Source organism: Vreelandella lutescens (genome assembly GCF_014640815.1).
GTDB lineage: Bacteria > Pseudomonadota > Gammaproteobacteria > Pseudomonadales > Halomonadaceae > Vreelandella > Vreelandella lutescens.
This window is the reverse complement of record NZ_BMHM01000003.1, coordinates 489,061-514,874: the sequence shown is the minus strand read 5'-3', so window position 1 is coordinate 514,874 and position 25,814 is coordinate 489,061. Positions and strand designations below refer to the sequence as shown.

Here is a 25,814-nt window from a genome sequence, read left to right as displayed (position 1 = left end):
CCAAGGTACCCCCTGAGCCATGCCGTTTAATCGGCACCTAAGCACACTTATTAGCGCGTTGCTGACGGCGCTAATGACACTTGCGCTGCTTTTTAACACGGCATCAGCACAAACGAGCGAAGAACTACCCAAGACTATTATCTTGATTGCCCACCCTTCGGTGGGCACGCCCATGATTCACCGCGACACAGCGCGAGCTATGTTTGCCATGCGCCAGCGCACATGGCCCAACGGGCAGGCAGCGCAGATTTTTGTGCTGCCCAACCGAGACACAGTGCATGGCCGTTTTACCAAAGAGCAGCTGGGCGTATACCCCCATCAGTTGCAGTTGGCATGGGACAGAATGGTGTTTTCCGGCATGGGGCAAGCCCCCAACCGAGTACGCAGCCAAGAGGAGATGCGCGAACAGGTCGCCCGTACTCCTGGTGCGCTAGGTTACCTTGAAAGGGAGTACCTGGATGAAAGCGTCCATGTTATTTCAATGGAATGAGCACCGCGCCCCCATGTCATGGCTAGCGATAGGACTACTGGCGCTACTCCCCATGACCGCTGATGGCGATGAACACCCATGGGACACGCTGCAGGTACATGGCTTTCTCAGCCAAGCGCTCGTCATCACCGATGATAACGACTTTTTTGGGACGAGCAGTGAGAACGCGGGCAGCCTGGAGTATACAGAGCTTGGTCTCAACGCCTCGTTTCGCCCTCATCGTAAGGTCCTTGTAGCCGCTCAGTTGCTCAGCCGCCGCGCCGGTGGCGAAACTAGCGATGCGACCCCCACGCTTGATTACGGCGTCATTGACTACCAAATGGCCTCCAGCCAATCGCGTACGCTTGGAGTGCAGGTTGGCCGTTTTAAGAACCCCTTTGGCCTCTACAACCAAACCCGCGACGTAGCCTTTACCCGGCCGAGTATTTTACTGCCTCAATCTATCTACTTTGACCGCACTCGCGCGCTTGGCCTGGCAGCCGATGGTGTCAGTGTCTACTGGGAAGAGCATACTGCTGCCGGTACGTTGCGCTTTCGCAGCGGCCTTGGCAGCCCACAAACAGGATCTGAACTGACGCGGCAGCTGTTTAATGGTGCAGCCAGTGATGTCTCTGCGTCTGAACCTTCCGCCATTGCCCAACTGCTGTTTGAAGACCCGACAGGACAGTGGATCGCCGCGTTAAGTACCGCGAGCGTTCATTTAGAAACCTCATTAGGTGGTCATGCCGCAGATTTTGAGTTTCAGCCTTGGATTGCCTCGTTGCAGTACAACGAAGAGCAATGGAATCTCACCGCCGAGTACGCACTAAGGCAACAGTCGCTAAAAGGTGACAATGTGCCTAGAGCGTTCGATATCACTGGCGAGAGCTGGTACGTACAGTACCAGCGCCGCTTTACCCCCTCTTGGAGCGGCTTAATTCGTTTTGACCGTCTGATAAACGATACCGATGACCGCTCGGGCCAACGCTATGAGCAAGGTGGCTTAGGCCCTGCCCATTCACAGTTCGCCGATGACATCACCTTAGGTGTGCAGTGGACACCCACGTCTATGCTGATGTTGGCGGGTGAGTACCACGCGGTTAATGGCACCGGATGGCTGCCGAAACAAGACAACCCGGAGGCTAGGGAGACACGTCAACACTGGAATATGCTGCTGTTTCAACTTTCGCTGCGCTTTTAACCCATTGACCTGATCGGGATACGCCGTGATGAATCGGTTCTCACCATTGCCTGCACGTCATCGGTTTAGCTTAGCTTGGCGGGTCACCGCGCTTAGCAGTTTACTGCTGTTGATTTTGGTGGCGCTCTTTATCTGGCTTGGGCATCACCACCTCATGCAGCAGTTTGAAAATAGCCGCATGGCTCACCATGAGCGCCAGCAGCGTGAGATCCGCCTGGCCATGCAGCGCTCTGCGGATAATCTACGCCAATTGGCGGGGTTAACCGCTGCCGCGCCCGCCTTAGGCAATGCACTCGCCATCAACGATACCTTAGCGATAGATAATGCGCTTCGTTCCCAATGGCCCTCACTGCAGCTTGAGGCAGGGGTGGACGAAGTGCTTGTATTTAATCCGCAGGGGCAACAGCTTGGCCACTCAGGCGGTATGCAGCCTGTCAACGAGTTGCCGGTACAAGGCTGGATTGACGACGTGTTGGCCCGTGAAGCGCCAATGACGACCCTTCGCTGCGGCTTGAACTGCCAACAGTACGCAGCAGTGCCTATTTTAATGGCGGGAAGCAGCATTGGTATGGTGGTACTGTCGCGTTCGCTGGCGGATGTCACCCGTGAAGCCAAGGAGGTGTCAGGCAGCGAGATTGCGCTCATGGTCACCGGTTACACCGGCACCGCCACTCTGGATGTGGGCCGTCGCCTGCCAGAATGGAACGGCCACCTGGTGGCCTTAACCAGCCGAGAGGCCACGCTGCCTTTGCTAGAGCGTGCCTCCCACGTAGCGCCTATCTTTACCTTAGCCGATAGGCCGCTTAGCCTTCCCTACGCCGAGCGCTATTTAGAGATCAGCGCCGTATATATGGAAGACGATGCTGACTGGCGCAGCACCGGTTATTTTTTGCTGATCTCTGATGTTACCCCGCAAACGGTGGCTATCCAAAAGGCCACTAACACCCTGCTGGTGCTCGGCGTGGTGGGCTGGCTCGCTGCAGAATTACTGCTACTCGCGATTTTACTTGGGCCCATGGCACGGCTACGGCGGGTGGCATCTCTGCTACCGGCGCTCGCAAAAGGCGACTTTACAGGGGTAAGAGGAAAGCTCCCTCAGCATACCCCAAGGCTCTCCAATGAAATCGATGTGTTAGAGAACGTCACGCGCACTTTGGCCAATCAACTGGAGCATCTTGAATCCAGCGTGACCGTGCATAGCAGCCAGTTAGCAGAGCGCATTGATGAGCTTGCCCGAGAAAGAGACTTTGTGAATAGCCTGCTAGACACTGCTCAGGTGTTTATTGTGGTGCACAGTAGCGATGGGCGTATTCAACGTGTGAATGCCTATACGCGGGGGCGTTTAGCACTCAATGATAGCGAACTGATTGGCCGATATTTTTACGATATCTTTGATCAGTTGCCCCCCGCAGGGCTGCCGATATCAGGCCGGTCACTGGCCAGAGATACTTCGTTGAATGCCGCTCTCAAAACACCTCAGCAGGAAGAGAGGACTCTGCAAACAGCAGATAAACGTTGCTGTACCGTGGCCTGGTACCACTCCACGCTGCCTGCCCACTCACGAGAACAAGCGCTGCGTATCTCTGTTGGTTTGGATATTACTGAACGTAAAGCGGCAGAAGAACGGCTTACGTGGCTGGCTGAGCGAGACCCGCTGACAGAACTATTTAACCGCCGCTACTTTCAAGATGCGCTACAAAGCGCGCTGCTGCACAACAGCGAAGGGGCTATTGTGCTGCTGGATTTGGACCAGTTTAAGGAAATTAACGAACTGAGCGGCCACCACGTAGGCGATCACTTACTGCGTGAAGTGGCAGAGACACTCTTTCTCAACCTGGGCCAGCGCAGCATTATTGCTCGGTTAGGCGGTGATGAGTTCGCTCTGCTGCTGGAAGGAGTGACCAGCGAGCAGGCCATTAGTATCGCAGGTTATATCAGCCAGCTGCTGAGCGGAATCGGCTTTCAGTCAGCCGGAAGAAAACATCATATCTCTGCCAGTATGGGCATCGCCCTGTTTCCCACTCACGGGCGGACGCCTGCGGACCTGCTGGCCAGTGCCGATATGGCGATGTACAAAGCCAAGGAGAGCACTCATCAGCGCTGGTATCTGCTTTCTCAGGCAGAAAACGCAAAAGATGAGTTGCAAGACCGGGTTTACTGGGTAGAGCAGCTCCATAACGCACTGGAAAACGATAGTTTTGAACTCATGGCGCAACCCATTGTGCGCTTAGAAGACCAGGATATTAAGCACTACGAAGTGCTGCTGAGGATTCGTCATCCCGATGGCAGCCTCATTACACCCCAGCAGTTTATTACCATTGCAGAACAGAGCGGATTAGTTGTACCGCTCGACCGATGGGTGATTAAACATAGTCTGCAAGCGCTCAGTACACTTCAAACACGCGGCATATCGCTTGCGGTGAATCTGTCGGGTCAGTCGCTACACGACTTGGAGCTAAAGCAGTATTTAACCGACGAACTGCGCAGCAGCGGTGCCGACCCTCACCATTTGATTCTTGAAGTGACCGAGACGGCCGCCATTACCGACTTTTCGACCGCCCGCAACGTGCTGCAAACGGTGCGGGACTTGGGCTGCCGCACGGCCCTGGATGATTTTGGCATTGGGTTTAGCAGCTTCCACTATTTGGGCCAGCTACCCGTGGATTACATCAAAATTGATGGCTCATTTATTCGCAGTTTACTGATTAACCCAGACAGTCACACCATCGTCAAAGCCATTGCCGATATCGCTCAAGGGTTCGGCAAACAAACCATTGCAGAATTTGTCGACCAGGCAGCGTTAATGCCTATTCTAAAAGAGTATGGCATTACCTACGGCCAAGGGTTTTATTTAGGAAAGCCACTGCCACTTGCGCAGCTACTGGAAGGATAGACGATGGTGATAACGACAATAACGCCTCCTATTACTACCCCGGAAATACTGACAGACACCACGTTTAGCCCGACCTTTTTCAACGACCACTTTACGTTAATTATTGCGCAAACAGAGGATGAACAGCATCGTGCCTTTGCACTTCGACACACCGTATTTATTGAAGAGCTTAACTATGACATCGGCACATCCAGCGAACTCAATATTGAACATGACGAGCACGACCAGCACTCGCTTTTGTGTCTGCTTCACCATAAAGCGACAGGCATTGACGTCGGCTGTGTCCGAATTGTGCTGATTGACCCGTCAGTCGAACAGAAAGAGCGCGGCTTACCGCTAGAGGATTATTACCCGGCCCATTTGTTTATTGCCGATACGCATCCTCACTATTTCCCAGCCAGTACCGTGTGTGAGGTGTCTCGTTTAGCCGTTCATCCTACCGCAAGGAAAAAAAATAAAGACATCCAAAGCCCTTATGACAGCATCAAAGAGAGCCCTGCGTTACTGAGCCTCAGCCTTTTTCTTGCTGCCACGGCCATGGTCGGCCTTAGCCAACGCTATCACGTGTTTGCAATGTTAGAGCCGCGCTTTAGTCGCTTGCTAAAGGCTTCGGGCCTGCATTTTTATCAGGTAGGTGGCGTGATTAACTACTGCGGCAGCCGGGCACCTTACTATATTGATCAGCGGGTGGCAGAAGAGAGCCTGCCCATCAAAATCAAGCCGCTGTATCAAACCATCAAACTTCAGTTAGAAGCTCAACTGCCGCTCACGTCGCCCCTGCACTAACCGCTAAGCAGCAGGCGTTGCCGGTCTGGCAGGGAGAAAATCCTGCGGCGTGACGCTGGCGAATTTCTCGACGAAAAACACCAGCGTTTCTGGATGCCGAAAACGCCGCTCAAAGGTTTCCTGGCGGCTTTCATAGCGCCGCGTAACGGTTGCCTGATATTCACTGCCCACTTTGGCTACGTTGACGCTGTTTTCATGCCCTGATTCACGGTGTACTGCCGTCACCGTTGACTGTTGCTCCAGGAGTGTCGCCAGCTGTTGTGCCGCTGCACGCTCCGCGTCTGTCGCCCACAGCGGCTGGTCGCGGTTACCATAATGGTAGAGCAGCACCGCCAGCAGCATGGCAAAGATACTGCTGGTGAGCATCCAGGTAAGCGCCACACCAGACACCGGCATGGTGAGCATCACCACCAGCTGCAGCAAACTACCCATCACAAAGACGCCTGCCAGCGGACGCCACATGCGCTGGTTCATCACGCCTCGTTTTAAAATATATCCCCACAGCCCCACCACACCCAAGACGCCAAAAAATAGATGCGCCATGGCCAGTGGCGTTCCTCCGCCGGAAAACACGGCCACAATACCCATCACAGGTAGCAGGCTATAAAGCCCAGCCAGTAGAACGTAGGCACGCTGAAGGGACATAGATGACTCCTTATTTCATGGTAAAGCCGCGTTTCACCAAGAAATCACGCATATGGGGGCGCAGCTTGCTATCAAACAGAGGGGTTAGGTTGTGCGACCAATCACTGTTTTTATTGCCGCTACTACGAGATTGATAGTACGCCTGCATGGTGTCGTCAAAGGCGGCTACATGGTCGCTATCATCAGTGTAGTAGTCCTCTTTCAGAATCGCTTCAACGGGCAGGCGCGGCTTCACTTCCGGCTGGTGGTCGGGATACCCCAGGCACATGCCAAAGACAGGGTAAACGTGGGCAGGCAGCCGTAATAGCTCGCTGACAGCATCCGGATTGTTACGAATCCCGCCGATGTAGCAAATCCCTAAGCCCTCTGACTCAGCCGCTACCGCGACATTTTGCGCCATGAGCGCGGTATCCACCGTGGCGACCAGAAGCTGTTCCGTCATCCCACGCTCCACGTTAGCACCGGTGCGAGCCGAGGCTTCCGTGGGGCGTTTCATATCGGCACAGAACACCAAGAACGCAGCGCTGCTGGCGACATAACCTTGCCCACCAGCCAGCTCAGCAATGGCTTCGCGGTTGGCGGGATCTTTCACATGAATCACCGTGTAAGCCTGCACATGGCTAGACGTGGCCGCCGCCTGCCCTGCCTTGATCAGCTCTCGCAGCAGCCCATGGGGGATCTTTTGATCGGTGAACTTACGAATGGAGCGGTGGGAATTCAGTAATTTGATCACATCGTTCATTACACTGGCCTCTTCAGTTCCTGCCTATAGAGTGCGCTACAAGCCTGGTGGATTCGATTCATGGCAAATCGCAAATATTTTTCAGCGTAACGCTATTGGCTGAGCTTGGGTAGGCACTTACGGCGGTTAACGCACGGTGGTTAAAGAATTTTTACGTGATGTTGCACGCGTGAAAGGGAACGCTCGCTATACTGCTAGTAACCCTTTGAGCCTAATAACGATGCTAGGAAGCCGATATGTCAAACGCCCCTGATACCCCGCCTGGCCAGGCATGGAGTGCCGGTCGGTACGCGGAACACGCCAGTTTTGTACCTGATCTTGGCATGGATGTGGTCAGGTTACTCTCCCCCCAACCGGGGCAGCGTATTCTAGACCTTGGCTGCGGCGACGGCGTGTTAACAGAACGCATTATGCAGTTAGGTGGCGATGTGCTGGGTATCGATGCCTCTGCAGATATGGTGGCTGCTGCCCAACAGCGCGGCGTCACTGCTCGCGTTATTGATGGCCATCAGTTGCCCTTTGATCATGAGTTCGACGCGGTCTTCAGTAATGCGGCGCTGCACTGGATGCTGGATCCTCAAGCAGTGCTGGCCGGCGTAAAGCGTGCGCTGAAACCGGGAGGACGCTTTGTGGCCGAGTTTGGGGGCCACGGCAATGTGGCGGCCATTTGCACCGCGCTGATTGCCTCTCTGCAGTTTCGCGGCATTAGCTCGAAGGGCCGCCATCCGTGGTACTTCCCTACCACCCAGGAGTACACCAACCTGCTGCAAACCGTCGGTTTTCGGGTGGATAGCATTGAACTCATTCCCCGCCCCACCCCGCTGCCTAAAGGCATGGCGAGCTGGCTAGACACCTTTGCGAGCCCCTTCTTTCACGGGCTAGATCCTGACCTGAGAGATGCTATTTTTGACAACACGCTCAACCTGTTGGCCCATAGCCTCAGCGACGGCCAGGGTAACTGGACCGCGGATTACGTGCGCATTCGTGTGGTTGCTCACGCGTAAGCCCATCGCCATCGCGAGCATGATCTTTTTAAACGTATTCAGGGCGGCTAAATAGCCGCCCTGAAGATTGGTACGCCCTACAGATGTTCACTCGGGGTTAAAATTCATCCCAGTCGTCGCTGCTATTCACCGTTTGCGGGGCAGCCGATTTATCCGCCGGGCGACGCGGCTGCGCCTCTAACGCAGGCGCAGCTACGGGTTGCTCGCTGCCTTCCGCCAACCGGAAAGTAGCCATCAGCGTGGCGAGCTGGCTTGCCTGCCCTTCCAACGCACTAGCGGCAGAGCTGGTTTGCTGCACCAGCGCCGCATTCTGCTGGGTCACCGAATCCATTTCCGTCAGTGCGGCGTTAATCTGCTCAATGCCGCTATTCTGCTCGCGAGTGGCGGTGGAAATTTCACCCATCAGCGTGGTGACCTGACGAATGGCATCGACGGTTTGGCTAAGCGTCTCACCGCTACGCTCGGCTTGGGTGGCACCGCTATTGATTTGCGTGGTGGTTTGCTCAATCAAGCCACGGATCTCTTTAGCCGACTCCGCACTACGGGTAGCTAACGAGCGTACTTCGCTGGCCACAACCGCAAAGCCACGGCCTTGCTCGCCTGCCCGGGCTGCTTCCACCGAGGCATTGAGCGCCAGAATATTGGTTTGAAAGGCAATCGAGTCGATAACGCCGATAATATCGTTGACCCGGTCCGCACTGGCAGCGATCTCGCGCATGAGTAGCACGGTACGCTCGACTTCCTCACCGCTGGCTTCAGCCGACTGGGAAGCGGCCACCGAGAGCTGATCAGCCTCTTGGGCAATTTCAGCATTTTTACCTACGGTAGTGGCCATCTGCTCCATGCTAGACGCCGTTTGCTGAAGCGCAGAGGCCTGTTGCTCGGTACGCGCAGAGAGGTCTTGGCTACCTGAGGAGATATCGCTAGCCCCGCTGTAAACATGCTCGCTGCTGCTACGTAGCGACAGCACCAGGGTCTTCAGTTTTTCCTGCATTCCAGCAAGCCCCAAAAAGAGCAGGCCAATCTCATTGCGGCCACGATCTTCAATGCGCCCGGTTAAATCGCCGTTGGCGATTCTCTCAAAATGCCCCAGCGCTTGCTGTAGCGGCGTTACCACGCCACGCATCATCGCGATACGAATCACCACCGCTGCCAGCAGCGAAAACAGCAGCAAGCCAATGGCCACTGCGCCGCCGATGGTCGCTAAGCGCTCCACCTGATGCATTACCTGCTGGCCCCGCGCTTCGGTATAGCCTACAAAAGCCCCCATCGCGGCATCCAGGTTGGCCCCCAATTCGCCCAGCGCCTCTTGTTGGCGCTGAATTTGGAATGGCGCAGCCTCCAGTAGCGGCACGATGCCTTCGGTTACAAAGGCGTGGTAAGCCGCTACCACGCTATCGCGCCGCTCTGCCAGTTCGCTTCCCGGCGTAACGGAGATCGCTGAGAACTCTTCAAAACGTGTTTGTGCGGTAGTGACGGCTTCCGCCGCCATGGCGAGGCTCTCTCGCCCCTTATCTGGATTGCCCTGGGTGCTAAAGTTTGCCGAACGATCTAAAAAGGTTTGCGCTCTTAGCGCATGCACTTGGGTACGGTTGGCTAAATTGGCAAGGCGCACGTTGATGTTATTAATCTCGTTAAGCGCGCGGTCGCTGGTGGTGTTGGTATAAAACCCCAGCGCACTGATTAAGCCAATCATGAGCACCAACAGTGCTAAGGCAGCCGTCAGGCTCCATTTTATGGAAAGTCGCTTCATCGCCGTGTTCCCTTCTGCTTTATTAGTTGTTACCCCACCTACCAGGAGGGTAAAGCAAGATGAGGGGAAATATGGCACCACTACGACCTTTGTATACCAACAAATTTCATATAACGAAAAAACAAAAAAGCCCACCGCCGTAAAGCGGTGGGCTTACTAGGACACGACAGCTTAGGCAGCGGTGTCTTTCAGTGTCGCCATATCGATCACGAAGCGGTAGCGTACGTCGCCTTTCTCCATGCGCTCAAAGCCTTCGTTGATCTTATTGATATCAAGCATTTCGATATCGCAGGTAATGTTCTGCTCAGCGCACAGCTTGAGCAGCTCTTCGGTCTCAGCGATACCGCCGATCAAAGAGCCCGCCACAACGCGACGCTTGAACACCAGGTTAAACGCTTCGATCGCTGGCTCGATGGGCTCTAAGAGGCCGACCAGAATGTGCGTACCATCGTACTTCAGCGATGCTAAGTAGGGGTTCAGATCGTGCTGCACCGGAACGGTGTCGAGCATGAAGTCGAAGGTTTCAGCAACGGCATCCATTTGCGCTTGGTCGCTTGATACCACTACGTGATCAGCGCCGTTACGCTTGGCTTCTTCAACCTTGGCATCAGAGCGGGTGAACACGGTCACTTCAGCACCCAGCGCTTTGGCCAGTTTCACGCCCATGTGGCCTAAACCACCCATGCCGATAATGCCTACTTTGTGGCCTTTACCCACACCATGGTGCTTCAGCGGCGAGTAGGTGGTGATACCGGCACACAGGATGGGCGCGGCGGATGCCAGGTCAATGCCATCGGGCATTTGCAGAACGAAGTGCTCGCTGACCACGATGGAATCGGAGTAACCGCCCTGGGTCAGGGTGCCATCTTGGCGGTCCGGACTGCCGTAAGTCATGGTGAAGCCTTCCAGGCAGTACTGCTCTACGCCATCTTTACAGGCGGAACAGGTACGGCAGGAGTCGACCATGCAGCCAACACCAACCAAATCACCGGCTTTAAAACGGCTAACATCGCTGCCCACGGCAGTGACACGGCCAACAATTTCGTGGCCCGGCACAACGGGGTATTGGCTCATGCCCCAGTCGTTGCGAGCAAAATGCAGGTCGCTGTGGCACACGCCGCAGTAAAGGATTTCAATGGCAACATCGTCAGAGCGAGGCTCACGACGGTCAAAGGTAAACGGCGCGAGAGGCTTATCAGCGGAAAACGCAGCGTAAGATTTGGCTTGGCTCATGAAAACTCCTTTTTAATGCATCCCGCAGGTGCGGAAAGGTGTTCCCATTATTGGCCTCCTGGCGTGAGATAGCGATGAACGAAGCTACGTTTTTTTTGCTTATTTCTCTATTCAAGTGCAATAAAATAACAAAAATAGTCAGAAAAACGTCATAATTATCGCAACCAATAAGATTTAGCCTGCGTGAGGAGCGCCCAGATGGCCAGTACCGAGCATGTCGGCAACGCCCTTGCTGACCTCATTAGCCCGCTTGTAAAAGGCGACGGCCCTAGCGCCTCCCGCTTAGCACGCGTCAGCCTGCTTTGCCTGGGCAGAAACCAAGTGCGCACACCGCTCATGTATGAACCCAGCCTGATTATCATCGCCCAAGGGCACAAAGTGGGTTACCTAGGCGACCGGGAGATTCATTACAACCCTGGCCACTATCTGGTGCAAACGTTGCCCTTACCGTTTGAATGCGAAACTTACGGCTCGCCTGAGGCACCGCTGCTGGGTATTTCGGTCAAGCTCGACCCCGCACTGCTGAGCGAGATGGTCACCGCCATGGGGGATATGCACCAGACACACACTACGCCCCTACCGATGGCATCAGTGGCGATGAATGTTGGTATGCAAAAAGCCGTCTTGCGGTTGGCGCGCACGCTGCATGATGCGGTGGAGTGCAGCACGATGGGAGAGGCGAGAATACGCGACGTGGTGTTTGAAGCACTGAAAGGCGAACAAGGCCCTGCCCTGCGAGCACTGGTAAAGGGCCACGGCAACTACTCACGCATTGTGCAGGTGCTGTCGCAGCTACATACCCATTTTGCGGAAGACTTCACTGTAGAGCAGCTGGCGCAGCAGGCCAACATGAGCATCTCGACCTTTCACCAACACTTTAAACAGATCACCCGTGCCTCGCCTGCCCAGTACCTAAAGCGGCTGCGCCTTATTAAAGCGCAGCAGCTATTGTTGCAGGATAGCCATAACGTGAATCAAGCGGCCCTGGCGGTTGGCTACCGCAGCGTGCCGCAGTTTAGCCGAGACTATAAGCGCTACTTTGGCGAATCACCGCTGCAGCATCGCCGCCATGAGCAGGCGCTGCGCGCCTGATGACGCTTGGCAAACCAAGCTTATTTGGCGAAGATCTGACTCTTATCTTGGAAGGCTTTGAACTCTAACGCATTGCCGCAGGGGTCGAGCAGGAACATGGTGGCCTGCTCGCCTACTTCCCCTTTAAAGCGGATGTAGGGCTCAATGATAAAATCGGTATCGCGCTCTTTTAAGCGCTCAGCCAGGGCTTCCCACTCGTCCCACTCTAAAATCACGCCAAAATGCGGCACCGGCACGTTGTGGCCATCCACAGGGTTAGTGTGGGCGCTCTCTTGGCCCGGCGTTTTGGGGTGCTCGTGAATCACTAACTGGTGGCCAAAGAAGTTGAAGTCGACCCAATGGTCGCTTGAGCGGCCCTCTTCCAGACCGAAAACGTCATTGTAAAAAGTACGCGCCAAGGCAACGTCGTACACCGGAATCGCTAAGTGAAAAGGGGAAAGGCTCATGGAAGTCTCCTGGTGTTGCTGTTGTTGAGGAATGTCGCTGGGAATGTCGTTGGAAACGTATCGGAGAATGGCTAGCGCGCTGCGCTATCACCGTGTCACTATCCTAAAAGGCGTCATGCAAAAATAAAATCAATTGTTTTTTGATGCATTGACAATTTTTATTGATGAATCCAAAGACCCATCGACCATGATTCGCGAACTCAAAACGCTCATCGCCGTGGCGCAGCACGGCACGTTTGCCGCAGCAGGCCAGCGCATTGGCCTAACGCAAGCCGCCGTCAGCGCGCAGATGAAGCGTTTGGAGGCAGAGCTTGGCGTGACGCTGTTTGAACGCAGCGGTCGAGCGGCCGTACTTACCCAGCGTGGCCAAGAAACGCTGCAGCAAGCCCAAGCACTGCTGGCGCTGTACGCAACGCTCGGTGCGTCATCATCAGGTCAGGAAATGGCGACCCGCGTAACGTTAGGCGCCATCGCCTCTATTCAGCGCTCGCTGCTGCCGGAGGTGTTGGCGCGCTTTCATCGCCAGTTCCCAGAGTGCCGTACCCGAGTAGTGCCGGGGCTTTCACTGGCGCTCATGAATCAGGTGGATGCGGGGGAGCTGGACATGGCGGTGATTATTCGCCCGCCCTTTTCGCTACACAGCGACCTGCGCTGGCAGCCTCTTGCCCACGAGCCGTTTCGATTACTGGTTCCCCGCTCAATGGCCGGTGACGATTGGCGGGGGTTACTCTCCAGCCAACCCTTTGTGCGCTACGACCGCGCCTCATTTGGCGGCCGCCAGGTTGATCGCTTTTTAAGAGACAATCACTGCCAAGTGCGCGATGTGTGTGAGGTGGACGAGCTGGAGGCGATTGTGCAGCTGGTTGCTAACGAAGTCGGCGTGGCGCTGGTGCCACAGCCTCATGCCATCAAACGCTGGCCTGCGGGTGTGCGCGCCATCGATTTAGCGGAACACACCTTTCATCGCGATATCGGGATTATTCACCGCGCCAGTGGCCAGCTAAGCGAACCGGCCAAGGCTCTGGCGGCGCTGCTCACGCGGGTGGCAAATACCGCCGCACACTAAAACGCCAGCCCGAAGGCTGGCGTTGGAAAACACACCACACGCATGGCTTACGCCTCGGTGATGCTTTCTTCTTCTGTAGTGCTCGGTTCTGCTTCCGATGGCTCGTCGGCCTCTTGGCTCGGCTCGCTAGCAGCGTCTGCTTCCTCTTGAACATCGCTCCGCTCAACGGTCTCGGAGGGCAGGTTCATGGGCTCGTCTAGCTGCAGCGTTTGCGCCGTGTAAGCACGCACTTCGCGGAGTAACGCTGGGTTTTCTGCCAGCTTTTGACCATAAGAAGGAATGATATCCATCAGCGTTGATTGCCACTCATCGCTTGCCACCTGGGTGGGGAACACGCGATCCAGCAGGTTGAGCATGATCGAGGGTGCCGTAGAAGCACCCGGCGATGCGCCCAGCAGCGCGGACATCGTGCCATCTTGAGAAGTCACCACTTCGGTACCAAACTGCAGCACGCCACCACGCTCAGGGTCGTTCTTGATAATCTGCACGCGCTGGCCCGCAGTCCACAGATCCCAGTCGTCACTGTTAGCGGTCGGGTAGTACTCTTGCAGCGCTTCAAAACGGTCATCGTCGGACATTAACACCTGCCCCACGAGGTAGCTCACCAGATTAAAGTTATCCAGGCCGACTTCCATCATGGGCCAAGTGTTATTCAGCGTCATGGAGCCAAACAGATCCGTCCAAGAGCCCTCTTTCAAGAACTTGCTGGAGAACGTGGCAAAAGGACCAAAGAACAGCGCAGGCTCGCCATCCAGATAGCGCAGGTCCAGGTGCGGCACGGACATCGGCGGAGAACCCTCACCCGCTTTGCCGTAGGCTTTCACGTCGTGTTGTGACACCACGTCGGGGTTAGTGGTGTAGAGGAACTGGCCGCCTACCGGGAAGCCCGCATAAGCCTCAGCTTCAGGAATGCCCGATGCCTGCAGCAGCGGAAGCGCCGCACCACCGGCACCGATAAACACATAGCGGGCGTCAACGGTGGTCTCTTCGCCACTTTCCAAATTGACAATGGTGACTTGCCAGGTGTCGTCATCGTTGCGAGTCAGGTCGCGTATTTCACTGCTTAACCCTAGCGTGAAGTTGTCGCTACGCGACAGCGCCTCAATCATCTCGCGGGCCTGAGCCCCGTAGTTCACCTCGGTGCCCATTTGCATGCGCGTTGCGGCAACCGGGCGTTCATCATCTTCACGACCAGCCATCACCAGCGGCATCCACTCGGCAAGCTCAGCGCGATCTTCTGAGTACTCCATGCCTTCGTAGAGCGGGTTTTGCGTCATGGCATCATAACGCTCGCGCAGGAAGTTGACGTCTTCGTCGCCCCACACTACGGCAATGTGCGGCACACTCTTGATAAATGAAGAGGGCTCGCCAAGAATGCCGTTGTCGACTTGGTGTGCCCAAAACTGACGAGCAATTTCAAACTGCTCGGTGACATTGGTAGCACGCTCAATCTCAACGCGGCCGCTAGCATCGGGCGTGTAGTTCATTTCCATAAACGCAGAGTGGCCGCTGCCCGCATTGTTCCAGGCATTCGAGCTTTCCTGAGCCACTTGGTCAAGACGTTCGTAAAGGTGAATATCCCAATCGGGCTCTAGCTCTTGCAGGTACGTACCTAAGGTAGCGCTCATAATACCGCCACCAACCAGCACAACATCCACCGGCTCATCGGCCGCAGCCGGCATGGCGGCTAGCGCTAATAGCGGTGAACAGAGTAAAAGACTTAAACGTTTTTGCATGTCATGTCCCTGACGATACAGAAATGACGTGCCGGAACAGCGGGTGTCCAGCGTCGAGGGGGTATAATTTTCGACGAAAGTCTAACAAAGAACCGCCATCACGGGAACATAAAAGAAAGCTTAAATGAGAATGAAAGGAATTAACGTATGAAGCCAGAAGATCTGGAGACCTTAGTGACTCGGAAGATGCCCTTTGGGAAGTATGAAGGCTGGATCATTGCCGACCTGCCGGGCCCCTACCTAAACTGGTTTGCTCGGGAAGGCTTCCCTAACGGGGAGATTGGTCAACTGCTGCAACTCATGCACGAGATTGATCATAACGGCTTAAGCGATTTGTTAGCGCCCCTACGCCAGCGCTAACACACCGAGGGAAACTCGCTCTCAGCGGGCACGCAGCGCCTGCTCGCGCTCTTCGGCGTAGCGGATGCTGTGCTGGGCTGGATCGTGTGGGAAGCGCCCCAGCGCGACAGCTTTTTCAAAAAAGCCACTGGCGGGTAAATTCTCCCCTCGGCGGCTAATCACCAGCGCGGCGATCATCGGCCGCCCGGCTGCTACATCCTCTTCCATTAACCGCTCCAGCGCCTGGGCCACCCGCGCAATGGTGCGCGGTGGGGTCAGCCCAAGGGTGCTGGCTACCTGCTGATAGGTCATGGGCAATGCGCTGGCCGGAGCTTGCATTAAGAGTGCGCGCACTTGGCAGGCGAGCAGAGAGTCGGCATTGGGTTGGCTCATCACGGTGTTACTCATCGATTCAGGCGTTAGCAGAGAAAAATAGCCACGCTACCATATCGCTGGCTATGCTGTGGCCAGTGCTTTTATATCCGTAGATGTTTGTTGGTACTTCACATAACTACGAGGGAAAACATATGGCCGATAGACTCAATCAGTCCCGCCACAAAAGCCGTTGGCCTATCGCTCTGGCATGGTTAAGCGTGCTGGCATTGGTGGCAGCGGTGCTATTAATGGCGGGCGCTGGTCCAGCCTATCGCTGGCAGTGGGTTGGGCTAGGAGAGGCGTTTAATCTTCTCCGCAATGGCGTTTATGCCGCTACCGCCGCGGTGGCGTTAAGCGTATTGGTGCTACTGATCAGCGCATTCACTCGACGCGCTGGAACGGCGCTCGTCGCCATTTTAGTGATCAGCGCTACGGCTGCCCTGCTCTACATGCCCTGGCAGCAGTGGGAACGGGCTCAGCAGGCCCCGGTCATTCATGACATCACCACCGACACCCAAAACCCGCCAGCGTTTGTTGCCCTGCGCGAGGCCCGTGAAGCAGCACCCAACGGGTTAGATTACCCGGGCGAGGCGACCGCCGAACAGCAGCAGGCGGCCTATCCTAACGTTCAACCTCTGTTGGTGAATGCAACTCCCGCCACCGTATTGGCTGCTGTTCAAGCCGAAGTAGAAGCGGCAGGCTGGGCAATTGCCGATATTACTCCCAACCGTTTGGAAGCCACCGCCGTGACCCGCTGGTTTGGTTTTGAGGATGATGTGGTCATTCGCTTAACTGAACAGGGCGAAAGCACCCAGGTAGATATGCGCTCAGCCTCACGGCTAGGCGCTAGCGATGTGGGTACTAATGCGCTGCGCATCGAGACGTTTTTAAACGCACTGCGTGACCGGTTGGAGTAGCGTGATGACGACGCTAGTGAACGTGCTTTCTATGCGGCACGCCTTGATGCAGCTTGTCAGCACGCAACGTACCATCACGCAACGTACTTTCACGGGCAAGAATCTGCTGGGCGTCCAGCTCGCCGATGGGCACCGCCATGCTGGGCGGTATATCGCCGCTGAGCTGTAGGGCTTGGTAACGAAGCGCGCAGACTCTCAAAAACGAGGTGAAGTTGCCTAGGTCGTGCCCGGCATCAATCGACTCATGGTAAAGCCGAGTGATCATTTGCGCAGTGTTCATACCATCGCGCTGGGCGATCTCTTCCAGCAGCCGCCAGAAGTAGTTCTCCATACGCACGCTGGTCACCATGCCATCGATACGTAGCGAGTGAGTGGCACTGCGCCATAGCTCTGGGTCAGCATCAATAAACAGTTTGCACATGGCGATTACCTCTTCACGGTCACCTACATCATCGCATCTATTCAGCATAGCGGTTGATGGCGTGCGCGCCCACCAGATAGGGTGCGCACGAGGTCTGCTATGAGGCTACTTGTTCAGTAACGCCATAAACTGCGCCAACCACGCGGGATGGGCAGGCCACGCGGGGGCGGTCACAAGATTGCCGTCGGTCACCGCGTCGGTGACTTCCAGATTCACAAACCGCCCTCCAGCGAGCTCAACTTCAGGCTGGCAAGCGGGGTATGCTGAGCACTGCTTGCCTTCCAGTACCTTGGCTGCAGCTAGCAACTGGGCACCATGGCAAATCGCCGCTACCGGCTTCTGGGTATCAAAAAAGTGCTTCACCATGGCGAGCACTTCTTGATTGAGGCGCAGGTACTCGGGCGCACGGCCACCGGGTACGACCAGGGCATCGTAATCGGCCGGGTTGATGCTGGCGAAATCCGCATTCAGCGCAAACCGATGGCCCGGCTTCTCGGTGTAGGTCTGGTCGCCTTCAAAGTCGTGGATCGCGGTGGCCACGGTGTCACCTGAGGCTTTACCAGGGCATACCGCATCGACCCGATGCCCCACCGCCATCAGCGTTTGAAAGGGCACCATGGTTTCGTAATCTTCAGTGAAGTCGCCGGTGATCATTAAAATACGTTTACTGCTCATCTCCGTTCTCCTTGTGATTGTCTTAGAGGAGCACGCGCAACGCGTGTAAAAGCAGCCTAGCAAGCCGCCTGATTCGATGGGTAGTAAGCCGTTACTACAGGCTAAAAACCTTCCACGCAGCAAAAAGCCCGCCACCAATGGGCGGGCTTGGTCATCTGGTGGCACGGGTTATAGCAAAGCGTCGACGGGGCGTTTGCCGTCTAGCAGGGTAATTTCTTGATTGATGAGCCCAGGGGTTTGCACCACACGCAGCAGGGCATAGGCCACGTTGGCCCGAGAGATTTGGTTATCCCCCGCCTCTTCTAAGCTATTGGCAAACTTGTGAGTCGGCTCATCATCGGTGAGGCGGCCCGGTTTCAGGATCACATAGGAGACATCGCTATGACGCAAATGGGCATCAGCGGCGAATTTAGCGGCCATGTAGGGGCGCATCTTCTCTGGGGCTTCCAGGGGTTTTTCCGCCCGAATGGCGCTGACCATGATAAAGCGCGACAGCCCTCGCTGGCTCGCCATGTCGGCTGCTCGGATAGCGCCAAATAGATCAATCATCAGCGTTTTATCTGGCCCCGTATGAGGGCCTGAACCCGCAGTAAAGACGACTTGATCACACCCATCAAAGGCATGTTCACACTCACCTTCCAAGTCGCCTATCACCGTTTTAATGCCCCGATCATGAAACCAAGCGGCCTGCTCTTCACTGCGAATCATTGCTTTAATAGGCGTACCGGCTTGCTTGGCGAGCTCACAAAACTGTTTCCCGATTTGACCATTGGCACCCATCACTAGGGTCGTCATATTGCCTCCTTGTCGATCGTGTCTCCTTTATCAGTGTAGGCAGTACGCCTAAAGTTCAACCGTCAATACAAAAACTGCGGGCACCTTTCGGTGCCCGCAGTAAGGACGAAGGACTCACTTCTTGGCTTACGTCAGGCGCGCGTGCTCTTCTTGAGCAGGCAGCGCCGCCTGTTGTCCGGCGCTGTGGCTAACGTGAAAGCGGCTGACCAGCGTGTGCATGTCGCCCGCGCGCTCATCCAGCGTTTGGCTGGCACTGGAGGCATCTTGCACCAGGCGGGCATTCTGATGCGTCACTTGGTCCAGTTGAGAGATAGCCTGGTTAATTTGGTCGATACCCGCCGACTGCTCTTTTGTTGCATCGGCAATTTCAGTGACGTAGCGGGTCACTTCGGAAAGGCTATCGATAATGTCCTGCAAGTGATGGCTGGAGGCGTTCACTAGCTGCTCCCCTTCGCTCACTTTTTTAACGCTGTCGTCCACTAAGTGGCGAATTTGCGATGCTTCTTCAGCACTGCGGCCTGCTAGCTTGCGCACTTCCTGGGCCACCACGGCAAAGCCACGGCCCTGCTCGCCCGCCCGTGCCGCTTCTACGGATGCGTTCAGTGCCAACAGGTTGGTCTGGAAGGCAATATCGTCGATGGCTTTGATGATGGAGGTGATTTTCTCACTCGCCTGGCGAATATCGCCCATGGCAGCGGTCGTGCGTTTGGCCACATCACCCGCGGAACGCGCTCGCTCATCCACACTGCCACTGGCATCTTTCGCTTGGTCAGCATAGTCAGCGGTCTGTTTTACCGTGGCAGTAATCTGCTCAAGGCTTGAGGCCGTTTCCGCCAACGAGGCTGCCTGCTGGTCGGTACGCTGGGAGAGGTTTTCATTACCGGCGGCAATCTGACGGCTGCTTGAGGCGATGGCTTCAGCACTCTCACGAATTTGCGATACCATGCTCTCAAAGGTATCCATCATGCGGTTGAACGCCTGCGCCGCTTGCCCCACTTCGTCGTTACGCTGTAACGCGAGGCGCATGGATAAGTCGGCATTTTCTCCCGCCGCACCGCTGATGCTCTCCATCTGGCGACGCATCGCGACCAGCGGCCCCAGCACGCGAACCAACGTTCTCCAGCCGAAAATTGCCAGCACCACAATCACACCCGCGGTGACGAGAATCAGCAAGGTCCGACCCGCGTTTGCCAAGGTTTCGGCTTCTGCACTGGCGCTGGCTGCCTGGGCAACGGTATAGGCTTCAATATCGCTAAGGGCAACGCGCATTTGGGTGGTTGCGGCGGCTACATTGGCCAGCGCTGCCTGTACCTGCGTGCTCTGGTTCAATTGCTGCTGACGCAAGGCATACACCGAGCCTGCGTCCTCAACCATTAGGCTGTTGAGTTCAACAATTACCGCATCGAGTTCGCTAATCAGAGCACGCTGTTCAACCGTGGTACTGGAGGCGTCAGCAATGGCAGCAAGTGACTGGCGCGCCAGCGACACCTGCTGTGAAATCTCATTGCTACGCAGGTTGACCAGTGCATCTATGCTTTCGACCTGCATCATTTGCCGCCCTAAATCAGACAGCGTGGCGACGGCCATACGGGCATTACCGCTTAGCCGACCAATATCCACGCGGGCGGTGAACATGTTATCCAGAATCTGGGTGGGTAGCGTGGTGGTGCCTTCCTCCCGCCAAGCCTCCATAAGTTCCCGCTGACGGCGCTCCTCACGCACTTGGGCTAGCGCAGTGCGGCCAGCAATATCTTCGGCACTGCGCATCACGTTGGTGATGGCCGCCTCCATTTGGGCAATTTGCTCGGCCATCTGAGCCTGCAGGCTCAACGCATCACGGCGAGCATTTTCCAGCGCCTCATCGCCTGTTAACAGGCTTTGATATTCGCTATCTAACGCAGTCAGTTGCCCAGCGACATCCGTTTGCTCAATGCGTGCAAGCCCTGCGCGGGCCTGACTGTAGCGCGTGTCTAGCTCACTGCGAGGCGTGACCTGCTCAAGCCCTTGGGCGGTATCTGCCGCGAGTAAATCAGCATGCCGCTGGCCGAACGCGCCCATGGTGAGCACCATGCTACGGCTGGCGTCTTGAAGCGGCAGCACGTCATTGGTCACGAAATGCTGCACATTAATCAAGCGCTGGTTGGTCATCCAGCCGGTTCCCGCCAGCACGATGCTGCCCAGTACGGCAGCAGCAAAGAGGCTAATCAGCATCGCGCGGATACTTATGGTTTTTTTCATCAGGGGTATTCGCTGTGTCAGAGGTAAAGCAAATGAAACGTTAACAACCCGTTACTGCGTTACGCTGGCCCAATCCACCGGCTCGAACTGGCCGTTTCGGATAATAGTGGGCCATACCGCATCGCTTGCCTGGTGGTCGTTCGGCCCTAAGGTGAGCGGTTCACCCACGCCAATATCAATGCTGCCAAGGCTTAACAAGCCATCCACAACGGCCTCTCGATCAGGATTGCTGCCGGCCGCTTTAACGCCTTCGACGAAAAGTTTAGCGGCCAGGTAACCTTCAAGAGAGATAAAGTCGAGCGTTTCGTTCGGGGCATATTCTGCCATTGCTTGGCGATACTCTTCTACGGCAGGCAGGTCAGCATCTAACGGCGGTACGACTTGAGTAACGATGACCCCTTCTGCCAGTGGGCCAAGCGTCTCTAGCAGCGCTTGGCTACCCACAAAGGAGACGTTGAGGAAAATCGTATCAGGCAGATCTTGGCGCGCTTCACGAATAAAATCAGCGGCGGGCCCAAAGGTGCCGACAATAATCACCGCGCGAGGCGTCACCGGAGCCTGCAAAATACTGGCTAACCCCTGATGAATATTACGGGTTCCGCGGGAGAAACGGCCATGCACTAGCTGGGAAGTATTCGAGATACCTTGAGCATTCAGGGCACGAATCGCACCGTTATAACCCGCATCGCCAAAGCTGTCATTTTGGGTAAAAAACGCGATCTCTTCGGGCTGAATACCCGCAGCCAACAGCCCATCAATCATCGTAGCCGTCTCTTGAACGTAGCTGGCCCGGTAGTTGATCACATAGCGGTCAGGCGGGGAGCGACGCAGGATACCTGCTCCGGTAAAGGCGCCAAACAGGAGCGTTTTCTCCTGATTGTATATGGGAATAGTCACCGCCGCGGTGGGCGTTCCGACGTTGCCGATGGCTGCCAGCAAGTTCTCATTGCCCACCAGCTCGCGGGTATACTTGGCAGCCTGCAACGGCGCGTACTGATCATCAAAGGTGGTTAGGCTCAGCGATTGGCCGTTAACGCCCCCTTCCGCGTTGAGCTTGGCAAAATAAGCTTCCACCCCCTGCTGCATGCCAATCCCCAGGGGTGCAGCGCCGCCGCTGGCGGGGGCGACCATACCCACTTCAAGCTCTGCTTGCGCCAGTGGCGCAACGACTAGGCCGGTAGCTAATAACCATGTTTTGATTCGCCGCATTGATTCTTCCCCGGAAGGTGGTACATCTTTCTACTATCGGCGGAAGAATATACGACTTAAGCCTAGCTAGCCCTAAACAGAATGTAATAAAACGTGTCTTGGGTTACGTTGGACGCTCAATGGCAAAACGGTCGGTAATGCGCACGTAGTCGCTCCCTGCTAATCGGCCGATGGGTTGAAGCGCTTCCAGGTCAACGTGGCGACCATCCCATAGGGCATCATCGATGTGTATGGCGACGATTTGCACCAATATTAAGCTGCCTGCCAGGGGGCGATCCCCAAAACGGATCACATCCACCAGTTTGCAACCAAAGGCGACCGGTGCTGCGGCAATACGCGGCACGCGAACGCCTTGCATCGTGGTCTTTTCAAGCCCCGCTAGCGTAAACTCATCTTCTCCACGGGGAAGGCTTGCGCTGGTGGTATTGAGCGCCTCCACTAGGCCTTCAGTGCCCACGTGCACTACGCACTCTTCCACTTCCTCTAGGTTGCGCAGCGTGTCTTTGGGCTGAGCGCTGCCATCCAGAAGCGGCGAAAAGGCCAGAATAGGCGGATCAATACTGGCCACGTTAAAAAACGAGAACGGTGCTAAATTGGCGTTACCTCGTTTGTCCTGTGTGGCTACCCAGGCAATGGGCCGGGGGCATACGCTACCCGATAGCAAGCGGTAGAGGGTCCCGGCACTCAGCGGTGATTGTTCTAATAGGGCATCCATGGGCGCTCCTTAGCACAGGTTGAAGAGATATCCCTTAATAGGCCGCCGCAGCCTGCCCACTGTCAAGTGTGTTAGCCTTATAGGTTCATTGGGATACCAAGGAATTGAATGCTCACTATTTCTAATAGCGTTAGCCTTGCCGACTGGGAAATCGATATTAGCCAAATTCGCGCGCAGGGCGCAGGCGGCCAGAACGTGAATAAAGTCGCGTCTGCGGTGCACCTTCGTTTCGATATTCAGCGCTCAACGCTGCCCCCCGTTTACAAAGAGCGCTTGATGGCTCTCTCTGATCAACGTATCAGCAAAGAGGGCGTGGTGATTATTAAAGCTCAGAGCTATCGCACGCTGGAGTTGAACAAAGAGGATGCGTTAAAGCGCCTGCAAGCCTTGCTTCAAAGCGTGGCAAAACAGCCCAAAGCCCGCCGCCCCACTAAGCCGACGAAAGGCTCTCAGCGCCGCCGTGTGGATCATAAAACCCGCAAAGGAAAAATTAAGTCGCTGCGTGGTAAAGTGCCAGTGGGCTAGCGTTGATTGCGCCCTAACTATTTTTCCATGCCTAACACAGTGACTTTGATGCCCACGACTCCTCGACCGTTATCGCCCTGTATTCATGTTTGCCAAATAGAGCCAAGCACGTCAGTTTGCCAAGGCTGTGGCCGCACGCTGGATGAGATCGCCTGCTGGGGAAGCATGACCGAGGTCGAGAAGACCCCGGTATGGGAACGCATTGAGCAGCAAGGTTATATTGAACGGCAAAGCAGCATGACCGGAGAGGGCCCCCAGGGCTGAGCCACTGATACGCTCAACGTTCGTCGTTGTGGCGGTCGCTTAGGATGTGGTGCAGCTCGCCACAGGTTACCATCGGGTCATCGCAGTCAATCACAATCTTCGACTCGGCCAACACATAGCTACGCCCGGTAATGGTGTTTTCCACCACTTGATAAGTGCCTTCCTGATGCGTGCCGGTAAACGTGCCGATAAAGCCGGTCTCCCTTAGCGATACCGTTTCCAGCTTGTCACCTAGATTTAACCGTCCCTCATGGTGCATCAGCGCCAGCCGCGCCGACGTGCCGGTGCCCGTGGTGCTGCGACAAATCACGCCGGGATGCACATAAGTGGTCGAGCGAGAGCGAATATAGCCTTCCGCTATCTGCTCCTCTGGCCCCATAAAGTGCAGGAATGGTAGCGGGCCAACATCCCCTAAGGTGTAGTGGGAAAACCCCCGTTGAGCCTGAATCGCTTCAACGATTTTATGGGCACACGCAGCCAGCGCCTGCTCTTCGCTACGTATCAGCTTAAAGCCCAATGCTTCAGCATCGACCAGGGCGTAAAAACCACCGCTGTAGGCGATGGAGTAAGTCACTTCGCCAATGCCCGGCACCTGAAGGGTCTCCCGGTAGGTGTCGATATAGCTGGGTAAGCCTTCGCAGGTGACCGACTCGACCACGCCGTTATGCACGCGAGCCTCTATTTGCACCAACCCTGCCGGGGCTTCCAACTTAAAGCGTTGGATGCCTTCCTGCTTGGGTACGATTCCGGTTTCCAGCACGGCGGTGGCCGTGCACAGCGTGTTAGAACCCGAATAAATCGGGTAGCCCATCACTTCCATAATGATGTACCCGGCCACCGCTTCTGGGTCGGTGGCAGGCACGAGCAAATCCACCGACATCTCGGGAATGCCGTAGGGCTCCTCCAGCAGCAAACGCCTGAGGCCATCAGCATCGTCACGCAGGTACTCCATCTGCTGACGAACCGTGGCACCGGGCAGTGTATCAATCCCGCCGGTGACGATCCGGCTGACATCGCCACCGGCATGCGTATCTAATAATTGAATCGTATGGAGGTTTTTCACAAGCCTGCCTCCTAGGCAGTGGTGAGAGCAAAAGGCGCGCCATGAGTGTCCCACTGAGCATCGGGAACAATCACGATCTTACCCAGGTAGTTACTGCCCCGATTCACAAAGTAGCGCTCGGCCTGATGTAAGTCAGAGAGCTTGAACGCACCATGCAAAACAGGTTTTAGCTCACCGCTACGTATCCAGGCGATCAACTGTTCTGCCTCTTCACGCGTGCCGTGGGAGACACCAAAGATTTGTACCTGATAGAGGTAGATACGCGTCCACATGATCTCGCTGAGATTGCCGCCGCTAGCGCCAGCAATAGAGAGCCGCGGGTACGTGCTACGCCGGCGCATATCGCCAATCATGGTGTCGATAAACAGGTCGGTCATTTCACCGCCCACTAAATCCATCACCGCATCAATGGCATGACCGTCGGTGGCCGCCAGTACGCGCTCAACGAACGTCGGCAGGTCGCCGCGATCAATCACCGCTTCCGCACCCAGCGCTCGCAGCGCATCGGCTTTATCGAGCTGGCTAACCGCGTAGGGAATTGCGCCCACAATGCGGCATAGCTGAATAAGCGCCGTGCCGACCCCACCGCTGGCACCACTGACGAGGACGCGCTCTCCCGCCTGAACGCTGGCGGCAGTCATCATGTGATACGCCGTTTGATAGGAGCACATGCCCATGGCGGCAAGCTCCGCATCGTGTAGCTCTGGATTCGCCACATGGTGGAACTGGTCGGCAGGCACCGCCACGTACTCGGCATAGCCGCCATCGGCCCCGTGGCCGTAGTAGTCGGGGGTGAGATTGATATCGCGACGCTCATCAGCGTAGATATTAAAATCCAGCAGGCCGCGCTCGCCTATACGCTGCGCGTCAACGCCCTCCCCCACAGCAACAACGCGCCCCGCCACATCAGCCCCCTGGATTCGGGGAAACGTCAGCGTCGGCGAGCCGCCCATGGCAAACGAGGTCACCTCCTCTTTGCCCTTGGTGGGGTACAGCCCTTCGCGTGCTTTACGATCCGTATTGTTTTTTGCCGTGGCCGTTACTTGCACTAGCACCTGACCAGGACCGGGCGCTGGGGTGGGTACATCGTCACGATACTGCAGTACGTCCACATCACCGTGGCCAGTTAAGAGCATTGCCGACATCGTGGTCGAGATAGCCGCGCGATTTTCCGTATGGGCCATGGGTCGGCTCCTTATCGGTGCATATGCC

At 56.0% G+C, this 25,814-nt stretch carries 26 protein-coding genes; 11 read left to right on the top strand and 15 right to left on the bottom strand.

Features of this window, described 5'->3' with window-relative positions; all coding sequences use genetic code 11:
* The first annotated feature begins 19 nt into the window (after nucleotides 1-19).
* The 4 genes from IEW65_RS09890 to IEW65_RS09875 are packed head-to-tail and all read left to right on the top strand — an operon-like array spanning nucleotide 20 to nucleotide 5,349.
* Entirely contained in the window at nucleotides 20-490 is a 471-nt protein-coding gene (locus IEW65_RS09890) for a hypothetical protein (protein ID WP_229755529.1), read from the top strand.
* Nucleotides 459-1,670, top strand: coding sequence for an OprO/OprP family phosphate-selective porin (locus IEW65_RS09885; RefSeq protein WP_229755528.1), 1,212 nt, complete (start codon nucleotides 459-461; stop codon nucleotides 1,668-1,670). The genes IEW65_RS09890 and IEW65_RS09885 overlap by 32 nt, the downstream gene beginning before the upstream one ends.
* Before the next feature lie 28 nt (nucleotides 1,671-1,698).
* Nucleotides 1,699-4,563 (top strand): bifunctional diguanylate cyclase/phosphodiesterase, encoded by a 2,865-nt coding sequence (locus tag IEW65_RS09880; RefSeq protein WP_188639305.1) that lies wholly within the window; start codon nucleotides 1,699-1,701, stop codon nucleotides 4,561-4,563.
* A gap of 3 nt (nucleotides 4,564-4,566) precedes the next feature.
* Nucleotides 4,567-5,349 (top strand): PEP-CTERM/exosortase system-associated acyltransferase, encoded by a 783-nt coding sequence (locus tag IEW65_RS09875; RefSeq protein ID WP_188639304.1) that lies wholly within the window; start codon nucleotides 4,567-4,569, stop codon nucleotides 5,347-5,349.
* 3 nt (nucleotides 5,350-5,352) lie between these two features.
* Here IEW65_RS09875 and IEW65_RS09870 read toward each other — a convergent pair whose 3' ends face one another.
* Both IEW65_RS09870 and nfsA read right to left on the bottom strand, forming a co-directional pair.
* Complete coding sequence (locus tag IEW65_RS09870; RefSeq protein ID WP_188639303.1) at nucleotides 5,353-5,994, bottom strand: hypothetical protein; 642 nt, start codon at nucleotides 5,992-5,994, stop codon at nucleotides 5,353-5,355.
* A 10-nt stretch (nucleotides 5,995-6,004) separates the two neighbouring features.
* The gene (gene nfsA / locus IEW65_RS09865; RefSeq protein WP_188639302.1) at nucleotides 6,005-6,736 is read right to left on the bottom strand and encodes an oxygen-insensitive NADPH nitroreductase; all 732 of its coding nucleotides are present in this window, start codon (nucleotides 6,734-6,736) and stop codon (nucleotides 6,005-6,007) included.
* Nucleotides 6,737-6,972: 236 nt separating this feature from the next.
* On the opposite strand from nfsA, the gene IEW65_RS09860 reads away from it, so the two are divergent.
* The gene (locus IEW65_RS09860) at nucleotides 6,973-7,740 is read left to right on the top strand and encodes a class I SAM-dependent methyltransferase (RefSeq protein ID WP_188639301.1); all 768 of its coding nucleotides are present in this window, start codon (nucleotides 6,973-6,975) and stop codon (nucleotides 7,738-7,740) included.
* Nucleotides 7,741-7,837: 97 nt separating this feature from the next.
* Here IEW65_RS09860 and IEW65_RS09855 read toward each other — a convergent pair whose 3' ends face one another.
* Together IEW65_RS09855 and IEW65_RS09850 are read right to left on the bottom strand one after the other, a co-directional pair.
* On the bottom strand, nucleotides 7,838-9,493 hold the full coding sequence (locus IEW65_RS09855) for a methyl-accepting chemotaxis protein (RefSeq protein WP_188639300.1): 1,656 nt from the start codon (nucleotides 9,491-9,493) through the stop codon (nucleotides 7,838-7,840).
* A 171-nt stretch (nucleotides 9,494-9,664) separates the two neighbouring features.
* Entirely contained in the window at nucleotides 9,665-10,726 is a 1,062-nt protein-coding gene (locus IEW65_RS09850; RefSeq protein ID WP_188639299.1) for an NAD(P)-dependent alcohol dehydrogenase, read from the bottom strand.
* Between the two features lie 198 nt (nucleotides 10,727-10,924).
* Between IEW65_RS09850 and IEW65_RS09845 the strand changes: the two genes are divergently transcribed.
* The gene (locus IEW65_RS09845; RefSeq protein WP_188639298.1) at nucleotides 10,925-11,818 is read left to right on the top strand and encodes an AraC family transcriptional regulator; all 894 of its coding nucleotides are present in this window, start codon (nucleotides 10,925-10,927) and stop codon (nucleotides 11,816-11,818) included.
* Nucleotides 11,819-11,838: 20 nt separating this feature from the next.
* Here the strand turns inward: IEW65_RS09845 and IEW65_RS09840 are convergent, their stop codons facing one another.
* A complete protein-coding gene (locus IEW65_RS09840; RefSeq protein ID WP_188639297.1) occupies nucleotides 11,839-12,264 on the bottom strand; it encodes a VOC family protein in 426 nt (141 codons plus the stop codon).
* Nucleotides 12,265-12,451: 187 nt separating this feature from the next.
* Here IEW65_RS09840 and IEW65_RS09835 point away from each other — a divergent pair, with 187 nt between their 5' ends.
* The gene (locus IEW65_RS09835) at nucleotides 12,452-13,330 is read left to right on the top strand and encodes a LysR family transcriptional regulator (RefSeq protein ID WP_188639296.1); all 879 of its coding nucleotides are present in this window, start codon (nucleotides 12,452-12,454) and stop codon (nucleotides 13,328-13,330) included.
* Between the two features lie 47 nt (nucleotides 13,331-13,377).
* Here the strand turns inward: IEW65_RS09835 and mqo are convergent, their stop codons facing one another.
* Complete coding sequence (gene mqo, locus IEW65_RS09830) at nucleotides 13,378-15,066, bottom strand: malate dehydrogenase (quinone) (RefSeq protein ID WP_188639295.1); 1,689 nt, start codon at nucleotides 15,064-15,066, stop codon at nucleotides 13,378-13,380.
* Nucleotides 15,067-15,213: 147 nt separating this feature from the next.
* Here mqo and IEW65_RS09825 point away from each other — a divergent pair, with 147 nt between their 5' ends.
* Entirely contained in the window at nucleotides 15,214-15,426 is a 213-nt protein-coding gene (locus tag IEW65_RS09825) for a DUF3820 family protein (protein ID WP_188639294.1), read from the top strand.
* 21 nt (nucleotides 15,427-15,447) lie between these two features.
* On the opposite strand, the gene IEW65_RS09820 is transcribed toward IEW65_RS09825, so the two are convergent.
* Complete coding sequence (locus IEW65_RS09820) at nucleotides 15,448-15,798, bottom strand: hypothetical protein (protein ID WP_188639293.1); 351 nt, start codon at nucleotides 15,796-15,798, stop codon at nucleotides 15,448-15,450.
* A gap of 134 nt (nucleotides 15,799-15,932) precedes the next feature.
* Between IEW65_RS09820 and IEW65_RS09815 the strand changes: the two genes are divergently transcribed.
* A complete protein-coding gene (locus IEW65_RS09815; protein WP_188639292.1) occupies nucleotides 15,933-16,697 on the top strand; it encodes a DUF1499 domain-containing protein in 765 nt (254 codons plus the stop codon).
* Nucleotides 16,698-16,710: 13 nt separating this feature from the next.
* Here the strand turns inward: IEW65_RS09815 and IEW65_RS09810 are convergent, their stop codons facing one another.
* From IEW65_RS09810 to IEW65_RS09785, 6 genes are all read right to left on the bottom strand, one after another.
* Entirely contained in the window at nucleotides 16,711-17,118 is a 408-nt protein-coding gene (locus tag IEW65_RS09810; RefSeq protein WP_229755539.1) for a ribbon-helix-helix domain-containing protein, read from the bottom strand.
* 105 nt (nucleotides 17,119-17,223) lie between these two features.
* Nucleotides 17,224-17,793: a DJ-1/PfpI family protein gene (locus tag IEW65_RS09805; RefSeq protein ID WP_188639291.1), complete on the bottom strand. Its 570-nt coding sequence runs from the start codon at nucleotides 17,791-17,793 to the stop codon at nucleotides 17,224-17,226.
* A gap of 168 nt (nucleotides 17,794-17,961) precedes the next feature.
* Nucleotides 17,962-18,588, bottom strand: a complete 627-nt coding sequence (locus IEW65_RS09800; RefSeq protein ID WP_188639290.1) for an SDR family oxidoreductase — start codon at nucleotides 18,586-18,588, stop codon at nucleotides 17,962-17,964.
* A gap of 126 nt (nucleotides 18,589-18,714) precedes the next feature.
* Nucleotides 18,715-20,826, bottom strand: coding sequence for a methyl-accepting chemotaxis protein (locus tag IEW65_RS09795; protein WP_188639289.1), 2,112 nt, complete (start codon nucleotides 20,824-20,826; stop codon nucleotides 18,715-18,717).
* 51 nt (nucleotides 20,827-20,877) lie between these two features.
* On the bottom strand, nucleotides 20,878-22,035 hold the full coding sequence (locus tag IEW65_RS09790; RefSeq protein WP_188639288.1) for an ABC transporter substrate-binding protein: 1,158 nt from the start codon (nucleotides 22,033-22,035) through the stop codon (nucleotides 20,878-20,880).
* Between the two features lie 103 nt (nucleotides 22,036-22,138).
* Nucleotides 22,139-22,750 carry a flavin reductase family protein gene (locus IEW65_RS09785; RefSeq protein ID WP_188639287.1) on the bottom strand — a complete coding sequence of 204 codons (612 nt, stop codon included), beginning with the start codon at nucleotides 22,748-22,750 and terminating at the stop codon, nucleotides 22,139-22,141.
* A gap of 108 nt (nucleotides 22,751-22,858) precedes the next feature.
* Here IEW65_RS09785 and arfB point away from each other — a divergent pair, with 108 nt between their 5' ends.
* Together arfB and IEW65_RS09775 are read left to right on the top strand one after the other, a co-directional pair.
* A complete protein-coding gene (gene arfB / locus IEW65_RS09780; RefSeq protein WP_188639286.1) occupies nucleotides 22,859-23,275 on the top strand; it encodes an alternative ribosome rescue aminoacyl-tRNA hydrolase ArfB in 417 nt (138 codons plus the stop codon).
* Nucleotides 23,276-23,323: 48 nt separating this feature from the next.
* Nucleotides 23,324-23,539, top strand: a complete 216-nt coding sequence (locus IEW65_RS09775) for a DUF1289 domain-containing protein (protein WP_188639285.1) — start codon at nucleotides 23,324-23,326, stop codon at nucleotides 23,537-23,539.
* Nucleotides 23,540-23,552: 13 nt separating this feature from the next.
* Here the strand turns inward: IEW65_RS09775 and IEW65_RS09770 are convergent, their stop codons facing one another.
* Entirely contained in the window at nucleotides 23,553-24,602 is a 1,050-nt protein-coding gene (locus IEW65_RS09770) for a proline racemase family protein (protein WP_188639284.1), read from the bottom strand.
* Between the two features lie 11 nt (nucleotides 24,603-24,613).
* Nucleotides 24,614-25,786, bottom strand: coding sequence for an alcohol dehydrogenase catalytic domain-containing protein (locus IEW65_RS09765; RefSeq protein WP_188639283.1), 1,173 nt, complete (start codon nucleotides 25,784-25,786; stop codon nucleotides 24,614-24,616).
* Nucleotides 25,787-25,814: the final 28 nt, after the last annotated feature.

Excerpts from the sequence above, each read along its gene's own strand:
- IEW65_RS09890 (WP_229755529.1), top strand. The coding sequence starts at position 20 with ATGCCGTTTAATCGGCACCTAAGCACACTTATTAGCGCGTTGCTGACG.
- IEW65_RS09885 (WP_229755528.1), top strand. The coding sequence starts at position 459 with ATGAAAGCGTCCATGTTATTTCAATGGAATGAGCACCGCGCCCCCATG.
- IEW65_RS09880 (WP_188639305.1), top strand. The coding sequence starts at position 1,699 with ATGAATCGGTTCTCACCATTGCCTGCACGTCATCGGTTTAGCTTAGCT.
- IEW65_RS09875 (WP_188639304.1), top strand. The coding sequence starts at position 4,567 with ATGGTGATAACGACAATAACGCCTCCTATTACTACCCCGGAAATACTG.
- IEW65_RS09870 (WP_188639303.1), bottom strand. The coding sequence starts at position 5,994 with ATGTCCCTTCAGCGTGCCTACGTTCTACTGGCTGGGCTTTATAGCCTG.
- nfsA (WP_188639302.1), bottom strand. The coding sequence starts at position 6,736 with ATGAACGATGTGATCAAATTACTGAATTCCCACCGCTCCATTCGTAAG.
- IEW65_RS09860 (WP_188639301.1), top strand. The coding sequence starts at position 6,973 with ATGTCAAACGCCCCTGATACCCCGCCTGGCCAGGCATGGAGTGCCGGT.
- IEW65_RS09855 (WP_188639300.1), bottom strand. The coding sequence starts at position 9,493 with ATGAAGCGACTTTCCATAAAATGGAGCCTGACGGCTGCCTTAGCACTG.
- IEW65_RS09850 (WP_188639299.1), bottom strand. The coding sequence starts at position 10,726 with ATGAGCCAAGCCAAATCTTACGCTGCGTTTTCCGCTGATAAGCCTCTC.
- IEW65_RS09845 (WP_188639298.1), top strand. The coding sequence starts at position 10,925 with ATGGCCAGTACCGAGCATGTCGGCAACGCCCTTGCTGACCTCATTAGC.
- IEW65_RS09840 (WP_188639297.1), bottom strand. The coding sequence starts at position 12,264 with ATGAGCCTTTCCCCTTTTCACTTAGCGATTCCGGTGTACGACGTTGCC.
- IEW65_RS09835 (WP_188639296.1), top strand. The coding sequence starts at position 12,452 with ATGATTCGCGAACTCAAAACGCTCATCGCCGTGGCGCAGCACGGCACG.
- mqo (WP_188639295.1), bottom strand. The coding sequence starts at position 15,066 with ATGCAAAAACGTTTAAGTCTTTTACTCTGTTCACCGCTATTAGCGCTA.
- IEW65_RS09825 (WP_188639294.1), top strand. The coding sequence starts at position 15,214 with ATGAAGCCAGAAGATCTGGAGACCTTAGTGACTCGGAAGATGCCCTTT.
- IEW65_RS09820 (WP_188639293.1), bottom strand. The coding sequence starts at position 15,798 with ATGAGCCAACCCAATGCCGACTCTCTGCTCGCCTGCCAAGTGCGCGCA.
- IEW65_RS09815 (WP_188639292.1), top strand. The coding sequence starts at position 15,933 with ATGGCCGATAGACTCAATCAGTCCCGCCACAAAAGCCGTTGGCCTATC.
- IEW65_RS09810 (WP_229755539.1), bottom strand. The coding sequence starts at position 17,118 with ATGTGCAAACTGTTTATTGATGCTGACCCAGAGCTATGGCGCAGTGCC.
- IEW65_RS09805 (WP_188639291.1), bottom strand. The coding sequence starts at position 17,793 with ATGAGCAGTAAACGTATTTTAATGATCACCGGCGACTTCACTGAAGAT.
- IEW65_RS09800 (WP_188639290.1), bottom strand. The coding sequence starts at position 18,588 with ATGACGACCCTAGTGATGGGTGCCAATGGTCAAATCGGGAAACAGTTT.
- IEW65_RS09795 (WP_188639289.1), bottom strand. The coding sequence starts at position 20,826 with ATGAAAAAAACCATAAGTATCCGCGCGATGCTGATTAGCCTCTTTGCT.
- IEW65_RS09790 (WP_188639288.1), bottom strand. The coding sequence starts at position 22,035 with ATGCGGCGAATCAAAACATGGTTATTAGCTACCGGCCTAGTCGTTGCG.
- IEW65_RS09785 (WP_188639287.1), bottom strand. The coding sequence starts at position 22,750 with ATGGATGCCCTATTAGAACAATCACCGCTGAGTGCCGGGACCCTCTAC.
- arfB (WP_188639286.1), top strand. The coding sequence starts at position 22,859 with ATGCTCACTATTTCTAATAGCGTTAGCCTTGCCGACTGGGAAATCGAT.
- IEW65_RS09775 (WP_188639285.1), top strand. The coding sequence starts at position 23,324 with ATGCCCACGACTCCTCGACCGTTATCGCCCTGTATTCATGTTTGCCAA.
- IEW65_RS09765 (WP_188639283.1), bottom strand. The coding sequence starts at position 25,786 with ATGGCCCATACGGAAAATCGCGCGGCTATCTCGACCACGATGTCGGCA.